At 72.5% G+C, this 13,058-nt stretch carries 10 protein-coding genes; 4 read left to right on the top strand and 6 right to left on the bottom strand.

Annotation, left to right across the window (positions count from 1 at the left end; translation table 11 throughout):
* Nucleotide 1: 1 nt before the first annotated feature.
* From P0L94_01535 to P0L94_01520, 4 genes are all read right to left on the bottom strand, one after another.
* Nucleotides 2-1,108 carry a hypothetical protein gene (locus P0L94_01535; GenBank protein ID WES64764.1) on the bottom strand — a complete coding sequence of 369 codons (1,107 nt, stop codon included), beginning with the start codon at nucleotides 1,106-1,108 and terminating at the stop codon, nucleotides 2-4.
* A gap of 19 nt (nucleotides 1,109-1,127) precedes the next feature.
* Entirely contained in the window at nucleotides 1,128-2,240 is a 1,113-nt protein-coding gene (locus P0L94_01530) for a glycine cleavage T C-terminal barrel domain-containing protein (protein ID WES64763.1), read from the bottom strand.
* A 5-nt stretch (nucleotides 2,241-2,245) separates the two neighbouring features.
* Entirely contained in the window at nucleotides 2,246-2,851 is a 606-nt protein-coding gene (locus P0L94_01525) for an FABP family protein (GenBank protein ID WES64762.1), read from the bottom strand.
* A gap of 133 nt (nucleotides 2,852-2,984) precedes the next feature.
* The gene (locus P0L94_01520; GenBank protein WES64761.1) at nucleotides 2,985-3,275 is read right to left on the bottom strand and encodes a hypothetical protein; all 291 of its coding nucleotides are present in this window, start codon (nucleotides 3,273-3,275) and stop codon (nucleotides 2,985-2,987) included.
* 133 nt (nucleotides 3,276-3,408) lie between these two features.
* Between P0L94_01520 and P0L94_01515 the strand changes: the two genes are divergently transcribed.
* The 4 genes from P0L94_01515 to P0L94_01500 all read left to right on the top strand — a co-directional run bounded on the left by P0L94_01515 (nucleotide 3,409) and on the right by P0L94_01500 (nucleotide 7,820).
* Nucleotides 3,409-4,107 carry a response regulator transcription factor gene (locus tag P0L94_01515; GenBank protein ID WES64760.1) on the top strand — a complete coding sequence of 233 codons (699 nt, stop codon included), beginning with the start codon at nucleotides 3,409-3,411 and terminating at the stop codon, nucleotides 4,105-4,107.
* A gap of 73 nt (nucleotides 4,108-4,180) precedes the next feature.
* Nucleotides 4,181-6,346 (top strand): RNA degradosome polyphosphate kinase, encoded by a 2,166-nt coding sequence (locus tag P0L94_01510; protein ID WES64759.1) that lies wholly within the window; start codon nucleotides 4,181-4,183, stop codon nucleotides 6,344-6,346.
* Nucleotides 6,343-7,281: an NUDIX domain-containing protein gene (locus tag P0L94_01505; protein WES64758.1), complete on the top strand. Its 939-nt coding sequence runs from the start codon at nucleotides 6,343-6,345 to the stop codon at nucleotides 7,279-7,281. The genes P0L94_01510 and P0L94_01505 overlap by 4 nt, the downstream gene beginning before the upstream one ends.
* A gap of 11 nt (nucleotides 7,282-7,292) precedes the next feature.
* The gene (locus tag P0L94_01500; GenBank protein ID WES64757.1) at nucleotides 7,293-7,820 is read left to right on the top strand and encodes a hypothetical protein; all 528 of its coding nucleotides are present in this window, start codon (nucleotides 7,293-7,295) and stop codon (nucleotides 7,818-7,820) included.
* A gap of 16 nt (nucleotides 7,821-7,836) precedes the next feature.
* On the opposite strand, the gene P0L94_01495 is transcribed toward P0L94_01500, so the two are convergent.
* The gene (locus P0L94_01495) at nucleotides 7,837-9,129 is read right to left on the bottom strand and encodes a M1 family metallopeptidase (GenBank protein WES64756.1); all 1,293 of its coding nucleotides are present in this window, start codon (nucleotides 9,127-9,129) and stop codon (nucleotides 7,837-7,839) included.
* On the bottom strand, nucleotides 9,126-13,058 hold the full coding sequence (locus tag P0L94_01490) for an amino acid adenylation domain-containing protein (protein ID WES64755.1): 3,933 nt from the start codon (nucleotides 13,056-13,058) through the stop codon (nucleotides 9,126-9,128). The genes P0L94_01495 and P0L94_01490 overlap by 4 nt, the downstream gene beginning before the upstream one ends.

The raw sequence follows: 13,058 nt of genomic DNA, 5'->3' as shown, positions 1-13,058 counted from the left end.
CTCAGATGCGCGGCACGGCTGCGCGGGCCTCGGCCGCCGGCATCCCCGTGGCCGTCAGCAGGTCCACCACCAGCGGGCGCAGCGACGCGATGAGGTTCTGGTCGCCCAGCGACGCATCGGGGACGATCTGCTCGGGGTCGAGGCGGCCGGCCACCGCGACGAGCGCGGCGCGCGCCGCGGGGGCGTCGGAGATGTCGTCGAGGGAGTGGGCGATGAGCCCGCTCGCCCGAAGGAGCTCGGACATGAGGTCTGCGGCCACGGGGCGCGCGACGCCGTCGTCGACGAGGTAGGCGGCGCGGCGCGCGATCACACGCAGGTTGCGCGAGGCCAGGTCCATCGACTGCAGGACGCGCTCGTGGCGATCCAGCTCCGCCCGCTGGCGGCGGAGGAACGGCGAGATCCGGGCGATCCCGAGCCCGGTGTCGAGCGACTCGCGCCACGCGTCCAGCAGCGGCTGGATGCCGCGGGCCTTGGTGAGGCCCCGCTCGCCGCGCAGACGGTCGCCGCGGCGCAGCCCCTGCACCACGGCGGCCCCGGCGGAGTCGAACGCCGCGAACAGCGCCGCGCCGTCGCGCCGGGCCGACCGGACCGCGTCGCGCGGAATGAGGGCGGTGACCAGCAGCGCCGCCACTCCCCCGATCGCGCCGTCGGTGAGCCGCTGGAACGGCGAGCTGGCGGGAATGATCATGACGATGAGCGACTGGATCGCGGCGGCCATGGCGAACCCGGGCTGGGCCGACACCAGACGTGCGACGACGAGCGTCGTCCCGAGCGCCAGCGCGAGCTGCCACCACCCGGTCCCCATGAGCGTGAACAGGAGCTCCGCGACGGCGATGCCGAGCACCATGCCCACGACGGTCTCGAGGACGCGCCGGGGGCGGGCGTCGCGCACCAGTCCGAGACTCGAGACCGTGACCGTGGCGGCCAGCAGCGGAACCTCGTGACCGAGCACGTAGTGCGCGAACGAGAACGCGGCGGTCGCCGCGACCACGATCTGGACGATCGCGATGCCCGATGCCCGCAGCCGCGCGAAGGCCGGCCTCGGATCCAGCCGCGTCCGCCACGTCGTGGGGACGGCGGCGGTGACGGGAGGCGGGTCGGTGCTCACGGAAAGCGATCCCGTCGGATCACGCGGACGACGCGGACCGGCGCGACAGACGCGGCATCCGCGGCACACCCGCCGTCGCGCCGGCGTCGGGCGGCACGATGACCTCCTGCGCGGCGGCGACGGGTCCGTCCGCGGTGTCGACCGTCAGCTCGGCGTCCACCGGCGTGGTGCGCCGCACCAGAGCGAGGGCGATCGGCCCCTGCTCGAAGTGGCGCGCGATCGACGTGATCGCGCCCACCTCGGTCTCGCCCGCGCGCACGGCTGCTCCGGGCTCGGGCAGGACGCTGCCGCTGCCGTCGAGCTGCAGGGCGACGACGCGACGCGGCGGATGACCGAGGTTGTGGACCTTGGCCACGGTCTCCTGTCCGCGGTAGCAGCCCTTGTCGAGGTGGACGGCCGTGCGCAGCCAGTCGAGTTCGTGCGGCAGGGCGCGGTCGTCGACGTCGAGTGCGCGGCGTGGCCGCCACGCGGCGATCCGCAGCGCTTCGGCCGCGTCGCGTCCGGCGAGCGCGATCTCGCCCGACGCGGCGCGCTCGACGAGGCTCCCCAGCTCGGCGCGCGTGACGATGGCTTCGGCCCACGCGCGCTCGGCACCCGGGTGGACGTCGATCTCGGCATAGCCATGCCCGCCGATGCCGACGCCCGGCCACGGATCGCGCCACACGAGCGGCATCCCGGCGGGAGCCGCGGCGGCGACGACGGCGAGCGCATCGGGCGTGCCGCCCACGACGGCGAACTCGTCCGAGGCGTCGCGCAGGTCCACGCGCAGGCGGAAGCGCATGCGTGTGAGCCACGTGAGCAGTCCGTCGGCGTCGGCGAGATCGGTGATGAGCCACGTCGTCTCGCCGTCGTCGAGGACGGCCGCCGCATGCTCGATGTGGCCGCGGGGATCGAGCACGAGCGTCTCGGTGCTCTCGCCGGGAGCGAGCGTCTTCAGCGACTGCGACGTGAGCGAGTCCAGCCACGACAGGCGGTCCTCACCGGCGACGGCGAGGACGCGGCGGTCGTCGAGCGGGGCCACGGCGCCGCCCGCGGCGAGCGCGCGCTGCTCGGCGGCCGGATTGCCCACGTGCACCAGCGCGCCGTCGTCGTCGACGACGGCGGCGGGGATGTCGGTGTAGATCGTGCTCACGGCGCTCACTCCACGCGCGCGAGCCGCGCGGAGGCGTGGGAGGCCAGCTCGCCGCCGAGGGCGGCGATGTCCCACGCCCACAGCAGGTGGCCGTCGACGAGGCCGTACATGCGCGTCGCCGCGGCGTAGTGCTTCGCACCGGCGGTGCGGACCACCGCGTCCGTCGCCAGATCGATGCGGGGTCCGCGGACCTGGCCGAGGTACAGCTCGCTGACCCCGTCGGAGTGGACGATCGGCGCCGCGATGTCGAAGCCGCCCTCGGCGTTGCGCAGGGCCTCGACGTCGTCGGCGGTGCGCGCGGGCGCCGCGACCGTGGCCGGCAGCAGACCCGGGCCCGCGTCGGCGTCGGTGGCGGTGCGCGCCAGTCGCCAGAATCCGGTCTCGGCCACGAGCGGTCGCGCCGGCTCGTCGGCCGTGGGGTCCAGCCACGCCGTGGCGGAGTAGTTCAGGTAGTCCCCGCCGTCATGGCTGAAACTCACACGGTGCGTGAACTCGCCCGAGAAGTGCGTGTCGGCGGCGTCGTAGTCGATGACGCCGCTGCCTTCCCAGACGCCGAGCAGCCACGACAGGGGCACGAGGTCGGCGGGCAGATCGGTGGGCAGTTCGATCACGGCGCCTCCGTCAGCGCTGGCCGCGGAACAGGTTCCAGACCACGACGCCCGACGTGAAGACGATCGCGAGGGACGCCAGGCCCAGAAGGCCCACGAAGAAGAGTTCGAGCGCGACGAGGTTCATGCCCCCACCTTAGCCGGGAACGACGGCGGCGAGCGCGAAACCGAGGCTCACGAAGCCCATCGTGACCATGGCGCCGAGCACGCCCGCGGCGACGCGCTGCGTGAACCCGTGCGAGCGGCCGGTCGCCAGCTGCAGCCCGAACGAGAGGATGAGGCACACCCCCAGTCCCACCCCGAGCCACATGGTGCGGTCCACCGCGGGCACCGCCACGCCGATCGCGACCGCGATGACGGCGGCGGCGACCCAGACGGCGATGATGCCTCCCAGGAGCCGGCGCGGTGCGAGATCGGGCGTGGACATGCCTCCATTCTCACCTACCGGGACGCGACGCGCACGTGTTCCTCACGATGCCGCGCAGGAGGGAGGGGAGCGCTCCCCCCGGACCCCCTACACTGGTCAGCACGGCGCGCGCCTGCGTCGGGAGGACATCGTCTTGGCACAGCTTCTGGTTCTGAGCTCCACGCACGGAGGCTCCTCCGTCCTGCCCGCCCTCGAGCTCCTCAGCCACCGCGTGCGGCAGATCCCGGCCGAGCCCGCGCAGCTGGTCAACGCCCCCAGCGCCGACGTGATCTTCGTCGACGCGCGCGCGGATCTGGTCGGCGCGAAGTCGCTGTGCAAGATCCTCAACACCACGGGCCTGGACGCCCCGCTGATCCTCGTGGTCACCGAGGGCGGCCTGACGGCGGTGTCCACCGACTGGGGCGTGGACGACGTCATCCTGATGAGCGCCGGCCCCGCCGAAGTGGACGCGCGCATCCGGCTGGCGATCGGCCGGCTGTCGAAGGACCACGTCTCCAGCCGCATCCAGACCTCGGGCATCACGATCGACGAATCGTCGTACTCGGCCAAGGTCCACGGCAAGCCGCTGGATCTGACCTACAAGGAGTTCCAGCTCCTGCACTTCTTCGCCACGCACCCCTCACGCGTGTTCACGCGCGAGCAGCTCCTGAGCGAGGTGTGGGGCTACGACTACTTCGGGGGCACCCGGACCGTCGACGTCCACGTGCGTCGACTGCGCGCGAAGCTCGGCGACCTGGAGCAGCTGATCGGCACGGTCCGCAACGTCGGCTACCGCTTCAACGTGTACGAGGACGACCAGCTCCCCACGTCGCGCGAGCGCTCCGGGGCCTGACGGCCGCCGCCATCGCGCGGCCGCGGCGACATCCGTTCACACTCTCGTCACGACTCCCTGCAATGATGAGGGCATGATCGAACACGAGGTCCTCGACACCGGTCTCGGAGACGAAGACGACGACGACTTCGAACTCGAGGAGGCCCCGGACGACCAGCTTCCCGATCAGCGGTATCTCGACCGCGAGCTGAGCTGGCTCGCGTTCAACCAGCGCGTGCTCGAACTGGCCGAGGACCAGACGCTGCCGCTGCTGGAGCGGGCCAACTTCCTGGCGATCTTCGCGAGCAACCTCGACGAGTTCTTCATGGTGCGCGTGGCCGGGCTCAAGCGCCGCATCGTCACCGGGCTCGCGGTCCCCACCAACGTGGGACGGGCTCCCGCCGATGTGCTGGCCGACATCTCCACCCTCGCCCATGAGCTGCAGGTGCGGCACGCCGAGGCGTGGCGGAGCCTCGTCAAGCCCGAGCTGGCCGAGGCGGGCATCGCCGTCGTCCACTGGAGCGACCTCACCGACGACGAGCGGGCGCGGCTGTACGACCACTTCCACTCGCAGGTCTTCCCCGTGCTGATGCCGCTGGCGGTCGACCCCGCGCACCCGTTCCCCTACATCTCGGGCCTGTCGCTGAACCTGGCCATCCGTATCCGCAATGCGCGCACCGGCCGCCAGGAGTTCGCGCGCATCAAGGTGCCGTCGATGATGCCGCGGTTCGTCGAGGTGTCGCGCGACGACACCGGCGTACGCTACCTGCCGCTCGAGGATCTGATCTCGAACAACCTCAGCGACCTGTTCCCCGGCATGGAGGTGCTCGACCACCACGCCTTCCGACTCACGCGCAACGAGGACATGGTCATCGAGGAGGACGAGACCGAGAATCTCATCCAGGCGCTCGAGGCCGAGCTGATGCGCCGGCGCTTCGGTCCGCCGATCCGGCTCGAGGTCTCGGAGGACATGGACGAGCTCACGCTCGAGCTGCTCATCAGCGAACTCGACATCACCGCTCAGGAGGTCTACCGGCTTCCGGGGCTGCTCGACCTTCGGGGTCTGTTCGATCTTTCGCGCATCGACCGCCCCGATCTGCACTACAAGCCCCACGTGCCCATCACGGCGCTGGCGTTCCAGCCCGGCGACACCACCGAGCGCTCGGACATCTTCGCGGCGATCCGCAAGGGCGACGTGCTCGTGCACCACCCCTACGAGTCGTTCACGACGAGCGTGCAGGCCTTCCTCGAGCAGGCCGCCAAGGACCCGCACGTCCTGGCGATCAAGCAGACCCTCTACCGCACGTCCGGCGACAGCCCCGTCGTGCAGGCGCTCATCGACGCGGCCGAGGCCGGCAAGCAGGTGCTCGCGCTGGTCGAGGTCAAGGCGCGGTTCGACGAGGCGAACAACATCGTGTGGGCGCGCAAGCTCGAGAAGGCCGGCGTCCACGTCGTCTACGGCCTCGTGGGCCTGAAGACCCACTGCAAGCTCGTGAACATCATCCGCGAGGAGGACGGGGTCCTGCGCAGCTACAGCCACGTCGGCACGGGCAACTACAACCCGAAGACGAGCCGCATCTACGAGGACTTCGGCCTGTTCACCGCCGACCCGCAGGTGGGACGCGACCTGACGCGCCTGTTCAACGAGCTGAGCGGCTACGCGATCGAGAAGAAGTTCAAGCGTCTGCTCGTCGCCCCGCTGCACCTGCGCAAGGGACTGCTGAAGCTGATCGAGGGCGAGCGGCGCAATGCCGTGGCGGGCAAGCCCGCCCGCATCCGCATCAAGGTCAACTCGATGGTCGACGAGCAGATCATCGACGCGCTCTACCGCGCCAGCATCGCCGGCGTCCCCGTGGAGGTGTGGGTGCGCGGCATCTGCTCGCTCAAACCCGGCGTTGCGGGCATGAGCGAGAACATCACGGTGCGCAGCATCCTCGGCCGGTACCTCGAGCATTCGCGCATCTTCGCGTTCGAGAACGCCGGCGACCCCCAGATCTACATCGGCAGCGCCGACATGATGCACCGGAACCTCGACCGTCGCGTGGAGGCCCTCGTCAGCGTCGTCGACGCCGCGCACCAGCGCGAGCTGCTGACGCTGTTCGACGCCGCCATGAGCCCCGAGACCAGCTCGTGGCACCTCGGACCGGACGGCGTGTGGACGCGCCATGCCCTGGATGCCGACGGCGCGCCGCTGAGGGACATCCAGGACCGCATGATGGCGCAGGTCCAGCGACGTCGCCGCTCGCGGGCGGTGCGATGACCGAGACCGCCGTGTACGCCGCGGGCGGCGTCGTGTGGCGCGTCGTGGACGACAAGCTGCGCATCCTGCTGATCCACCGCACCAAGTACCGCGACCTGACCCTGCCCAAGGGCAAGGTCGACCCCGGTGAGATGCTCGCCGAGACCGCCGTGCGCGAGATCCGAGAGGAGACCGGCATCCGGGTCTCGCTCGGCGTCCCCGTCGGCGTATCGCGCTACGTGCTGCCGAGCAAGCGCACCAAGATCGTCCACTACTGGGCGGCCGAGGCCACCGATGCCGCGATCCGCGTGTCGGCGTTCGTGCCGAACAAGGAGATCGCGGCGCTGGAGTGGATGACGCCCAAGAAGGCGATCAAGAAGCTCAGCTATCCCGTCGACGTCGAGATCGTGCGCACCTTCATGGCCCTGGTCGACCAGGGGATCCTGGGGACCTTCCCTCTCGTGGTGCTGCGCCACGCCAAGGCGCTCGACCGCGAGGAGTGGGACAAGGCCGATGCGCTGCGTCCGCTCGCGCCGCGCGGGCGCAAGCAGGCCAACGCGATCGTCGGTCCACTCCTGGCGTTCGGCGTGCGCAAGATCGTCTCCTCTCCGGCCGAGCGCTGTGTCAAGACCGTCAAGCCGCTGTCGGCCGTGCTCGGGCGCAAGATCGACAAGACCCCGCTGATCAGCCAGGACCTGTGGGAGGAGGGCGACTCGGACGCGCGGACGGTCGTCGGCGAGCGGGTCCGCGCGCGCAAGCCCGCCGTCGTGTGCAGCCACGGTCCCGTGCTGCCCGACATCCTGCGCGAGCTGGCTCTGGCCACCGGCACGCTCAAAGGGTCGTACCTGGGCAGCGCCTCGAGTCTGGAGCCGGCCGGGTTCTCGGTCGTCCACCTGTCGGCCGACAGCCCGGGGTCGGGGATCATCGCGATCGAGACCCACGAGCCCAAGGTCTGATCGATCCGCCGGTGACGCCGCGCCCCGAGCCCGCCGTCGCGCTCGCGTGGGCGCGGGTGCCGACCGCGGCCGCACGGCGCGAGGCGGCATGGCGCCTCGTGCGCGAACTCGCGGGAGCGGATGCCGCGATCGCCAACCCGTGCCCGCGCTGCGGCGGTCCGCACGGGCCGGTCGTCCTCGCCGGCGACGAGCGGCGCGTCTCGGTGGCCTACAGCGGCGATCTCGCCGTCGCGGCCCTGGCGGCGCCGCCGGTGGTCGCTCTGGGGATCGACGCCGAGCCCGCTGATCGCGATGTCACCGGACTCGGGTTCGGCACCGGCCCCGCGACGGCCGCGACCGTGCGCGACTGGGTGCGCGCCGAGGCCGTGCTCAAGGCCGACGGGCGGGGGCTCCGGGTGGACCCCGCCGCCGTCGGCGTCCGCGTCGCCGGGGACGGGAGGATGCTGGCGCGCGTGGGCGCGGACGGTGAGGAGTACCGCGTCCTGGACCTCGCCGGGCCCGACGGTCACGTCGTCAGCGCGGCGCTCCTCGTGCGGTGAGCGAGTTCCGGCGGGGTCAGGCCGGCGCCGGGAGCTCCTCCTCGTCGAGCCACGAAGCGAGCAGGTGCTCGGCGGCTGGTCCCCCGATGCCTGTCGCGAGCTCTCGGAAGTCGGCGTCGGTCGCGGTGTGGTGATGGCGCAGGCGGCACCACCGCCTCAGCAGGTCGAAGAACGTGGCGTCGCCGAGGTGGGCGCGCAGCGCGTGCAGCGCGAGCGCGCCCCGCTTGTACACACGGTCGTCGAACATGAGGTCGGGTCCGGGATCGGAGATGACGAGGTCCTGCGGCAGCGCCGCGATGCGCTCGTAGTGGTTGGCGGCGCTCTCGGCCGCGGTCGGACCGCCCGCCGCCTCGGCCCAGATCCACTCGGCGTAGCACGCGAAGCCCTCATTGAGCCAGATGTCGCGCCAATGCGCGACGCCGACGCTGTTGCCGAACCACTGATGCGCCAGTTCATGCGCGACGAGGCGCTCGTGCGCCGGGCCCAGGTGGTTGGCGCCGAAGACCACGAGCCCCTGGGCCTCGAGCGGGATCTCGAGCTCGTCGGGGGTCACCACGACCGTGCAGTGCTCCTGCGGGTACGGTCCGAAGGCGCTCACGAAGGTCTGCAGCATCCGCTCCACCGGCGCGAACGTGCGCTTGACGGCCGCGCGCAGGTTGGGCGGGTGGCTGATCGTGACGGGGATCCCGCCCACCGAACCGAGCTCGGTGGTGGTGTAGCGGCCGATGTGGACCGCCGCGAGGTAGGTCGCCGTGGGCACGTTCGACGCGAAGCGCCACGCGCGCAGACCGCCGGCGCGATCGCGCGAGACGAGGCGCCCGGTGGCGGCGACGGTGTATTCGGGCTCGACCGCGATCGACATCGTGTAGCGCGCACGGTCGTCGGGGCGGTCGTTGCACGGGAACCACGTGGGCGCTCCGGTCGGCTGCGCCGCGACGAGGGCGCCGTCGGCGAGCTCCTCCCAGCCGATGAGCCCCCAGCGGGAGCGACGCGGGCGGGGAGCGCCGCCGTAGGCGACGTCGATCGAGAACCGCTCCCCCGCCTCCATGGGGCGCGGCAGGGTGACGCGCACCTTGCGACCGTTCTGCGCGTAGCCGCGCGCGATGCCGTCGACGCTCAGCTTGGACACACGCAGGCCGACGAGATCCAGCGTCACCGAGCGGGCGGGCTCGGTGAGCTCCGCGTTGATGACCGCATGACCGTCGAGCCGGTTCGTGCGCACCCGGTAGCGGATGTCGAGGTCGTAGGACTCGACGTCGAAGCTCGCGTCCCCGCTCCCGGGCGCATAGGCGTCGTGGTGGGACGTCACGATGTCGACTGGTAGGCGCGGACCTTGACGGCGCGCCACGGGCCGATGGGGTTGCCGCTCCAGCGGGACCCGACGGGCACGCCCTCGCCGCGCATGACCAGCGACGCCGGCCCCACGGTGGCGTGCGCTCCGATCGTGGCGCCGGGAAGGACGACGCTGTGCGGGCCGAGGGTCGCCCCGGCTTCGAGTTCGACGGTGTCCATGCTCATGATTCGATCATGGAAGAGGTGCGTCTGCACAACGCAGCCGCGGTTGACCGTCGAGCCGTCGCCGAGGGTGACGAGGTCCGGCTCTGGGAGCCAGTAGCTGTCGCACCACACCCCCCGGCCGACCTTCGTGCCGAGTGTGCGCAGCCACATCGCCAGCGCGGGGGTTCCGGCCGCGGACCGCGCGAACCACGGCGCCGCGACCATCTCGGTGAACGTGTCCGACACCTCGGTGCGCCACACGAAGCTCGACCACAGCGGATGCTCGCCCGCCCGGATCGCGCCGATGAGGACCCATTTGGCAGCCGTCGTCAGGAGCGCGGCGACGGCGCCGGCCGCGAGCATCACCACCCCCGACAGCAGGAGCGTCCAGACCGGACCGACGCCCTCCCACAGGGCGGCGAGCGCGAAGATCACGCCCAGCCCGATGGCGCAGCCGACCACCACCGGGATGCACCGGAGCAGCTCCCACCCGGCGCGCGCGAGCTTGAGCCCGAACGGCGGGTCGTAGGTGCGCCCGGTGTCGCCGGATGCCGTGACGCGGCGCAGGCGCACGGCGGGCGACCCCAGCCATGACGACCCCGCCTTGGCCTTGGCCGGCGCCGCCGAGAGCACGGCGACGAGGCCGTCCTTGGGAACGCGGTGGCCGGGGGCGGCCATGCCGGAGTTGCCGAGGAACGCGCGCTTGCCGATGCGCACCCGCCCGAGGCGCAGCCATCCGCGGTGCAGCTCGTAGGAGGCGACCATGGTGTCGTCGGCGAGGAACGCGCCGTCGGCGATCGTGGTGAGCGACGGGATCAGCAGCACCGTCGACGCCTCGACGTCACGGCCGACCTTCGCGCCCAGCATCCGCAGCCACACCGGCGTGAACAGGCTCGAGTACAGCGGGAAGAGCATCGTGCGGGCGGAGTCGAGCAGACGCTCGATCGACCAGGCCTGCCAGCCGATGCGGCTGCGCACCGGGTGCGTGCCCTCGGTCAGTCCGATCGAGAGCAGGCGCACGAGCAGGACGACGGATGCCGCGAAGACCACGCCGACCACGAGCACCGCCGGGACGAGCCAGGCGAAGGCCTGTCCGGCGGCCGACGCGAGATCGGGGGCGCCGCGCATGCCCTGCGCGAGGACGAGCGCTCCGACGGCGAACGCGGCGATGGGCAGCAGCCCCAGCGCGACGGACGACGCCGCGTACGCCCACAGCCAGCGGCGCGGGACCGCCGCGCGGTGGTCGGGCCAGTCTCCCGTCAGCTCGCCCACGCGCACGGCGGGCGACCCCGCCCAGGCCTGGTCGGCCTTGACGCGGCCGAACACCGCCGAGCCCGGGGCGATCTCGGCCCGGCGGCCGATGCGCGTGCCGGGCGCGAGCGTGCTGCGCGCGCCCACCGTGGCGTCGGCGCCGATGCGCACTTCGCCGATGCGCACGACGTCGCCGTCGATCCACGTTCCGGTCAGGTCGACCTCGGGTTCGATGGCGGCGCCGTCGCCGATCTCGAGCATGCCGGTCACCGGCGGAAGCGTGTGCATGTCGACGTCGCGGCCGATCTTCGCGCCGAGCGCGCGAGCGTAGTACGTCACCCACGGCGCGCCGGCGAGCCCGACGGCGTCGATCTGGTCGGCGATCTGCTCGGCCAGCCACAGACGCAGGTGGACGGCGCCGCCGCGCGGGTAGTCGCCGGGGCGGACGCCGGACAGCAGCGCCCGGGCGCTCAGCGCGGCGATCGTCATGCGTCCGAACGGCGTCGCGAACACGACCAGACCGATCACGAGCACCCACCACGGGACGTGCGGGAGGCCGTCGAAGCCCGGGGTCAGCTGCAGCAGCGTCGAGGCGGTGAGCAGGTACAGCAGCCATCGCACACCCGACAGGATGAACAGCGGCACCCCCAGGAGCGTCTGGATCCACTGCGTGCGACGGGGCGTCGGCTCGGGTCTTCGGTAGCTGTCCGGCGCGTCCTCGTCGATGTCGCCGAGGGCCTTGGCCATGCTCCCCAGACGCGACATGTCGTAGACGTCGGCGACGGAGAACTCCGGCACGCGGGTGCGCAGGCGCGAGACGAGCTGAGCCGCCGACAGCGAGCCGCCGCCGAGGTCGAAGAAGTCCGCCTTGCGGTCGGACGGGGCGACCCCGAGCACGGCCTGCCACTGCTCGGCGATCCAGGCCTCGGCCGGAGACAGCGCCGCGGCGGCGGTCTCGACGCCCGCCAGCGGCCAGGGCAGGGCGGCCCGGTCGACCTTGCCGGACGTGCGGACGGGGAGTTCGTCCACGACGGCGATCAGGGGCACGATCGCCGCAGGGAGCCGGTCGGCGAGGAGCGTCCGCGCGAACCCGCGGTCGAAGGACTCGTCTCCCCCGGTGACGAGGTAGCCGACGAGGATCGGCACGCCCGCCTCGGTCGTGCGCACGGCCGCGGCCGCGGCGGTGACGCCGGGCAGATCCTGCAGCGCGCTCTCGACCTCGCCGAGCTCGATGCGGCGCCCGCCGACCTTGACCTGGTCGTCGGCCCGGCCCTGGAAGACGAGGCCCGCGGGCTCGTAGCGCACGAGATCGCCCGAGCGGTAGGCGCGGTCCCAGCCGAGCGTCGGCATGGGCGCGTACTTCTCGGCGTCCTTCTGAGGATCGAGGTAGCGGGCCAGGCCCACGCCGCCGATGATCAGCTCGCCGACGCCGCCGTCGGGGACGTGATGGCCCTGCTCGTCGACGACGGCGAGGACCCAGCCGTCCAGCGGCAGCCCGATCCGCACCGGACCCTCGGCGCCGAGCGGCGCGGCGCACGCGACGACCGTCGCCTCGGTGGGACCGTACGTGTTCCACACCTCGCGGCCGTCGGCGGCCAGACGCGCGGCGAGCTCGGGCGGGCACGCCTCGCCGCCGAAGATCAGCAGGCGGACGTTCTCGATGGCCTCCTCGGGCCACATCGACGCCAGCGTGGGGACGGTGGAGACGACCGTGATCCCCTGCCGGATGAGCCACGGCGCCAGGTCCTCGCCCGAGCGCACGAGCGAGCGCGGCGCCGGCACGAGGCACGCACCGTGCCGCCACGCCAGCCACATCTCCTCGCACGAGGCGTCGAAGGCGACCGACAGGCCCGCGAGCACGCGATCGGCGGGGCCGAGGGGCTCGCCCTGCAGGAACAGGGCCGCCTCGGCGTCGACGAACGCCGCCGCGCTGCGGTGGGTGACGGCGACCCCTTTGGGCACGCCCGTCGACCCCGACGTGAAGATGATCCACGCGTCGTCGTCCGGGGTCGGGGGCAGCGTCAGCGCGATCGGCTGCGTGGCCGGGTGCGGCGCGTCGCCCGCGAAGAGCCCGGCGTCGTCCGACGCGGCCGCCGGGGTGTAGACGCCGCCCGCGCCGATGATGCCGCGCACGCCCGCCTCGCCGAACACCAGCCGCGCCCGCTCGTCCGGATCGTCGGCGTCGACCGGGACATACGCGGCCCCGGCCGCGAGCACGCCCAGGATCGCGATGTAGAGGTCCTTCGAGCCCGACGGGATGCGGATGCCGATGCGATCGCCGCGCGAGACACCGGATGCCGCGAGCCGCTGCGCCGTGCGGCTCACGCGCGCCAGCAGCTCGGCGTAGCTGAGGGCGCCCGATCCGTCGTCGAGGGCGGACGCCTCGGGGTGGCGCGCGGCGGTGGCCCACAGGATGTCGACGAGCGTGCGCGCATCCGATGCGTGCTCCGAGCGGTCGAGGACGCCCTGCGGCGCGGACGATCCGGACAC

Source organism: Microbacter sp. GSS18 (assembly GCA_029319145.1).
Classification (GTDB): domain Bacteria; phylum Actinomycetota; class Actinomycetes; order Actinomycetales; family Microbacteriaceae; genus Microbacterium.
The sequence above is the reverse complement of the archived record's forward strand: the minus strand, read 5'-3'. Positions and strand labels throughout refer to the sequence as shown.

What these genes read in the sequence shown, in the direction of transcription:
- P0L94_01510 (WES64759.1), top strand. Translation starts at nt 4,181, where the DNA reads ATGATCGAACACGAGGTCCTCGACACCGGTCTCGGAGACGAAGACGAC.
- P0L94_01505 (WES64758.1), top strand. Translation starts at nt 6,343, where the DNA reads ATGACCGAGACCGCCGTGTACGCCGCGGGCGGCGTCGTGTGGCGCGTC.
- P0L94_01520 (WES64761.1), bottom strand. Translation starts at nt 3,275, where the DNA reads ATGTCCACGCCCGATCTCGCACCGCGCCGGCTCCTGGGAGGCATCATC.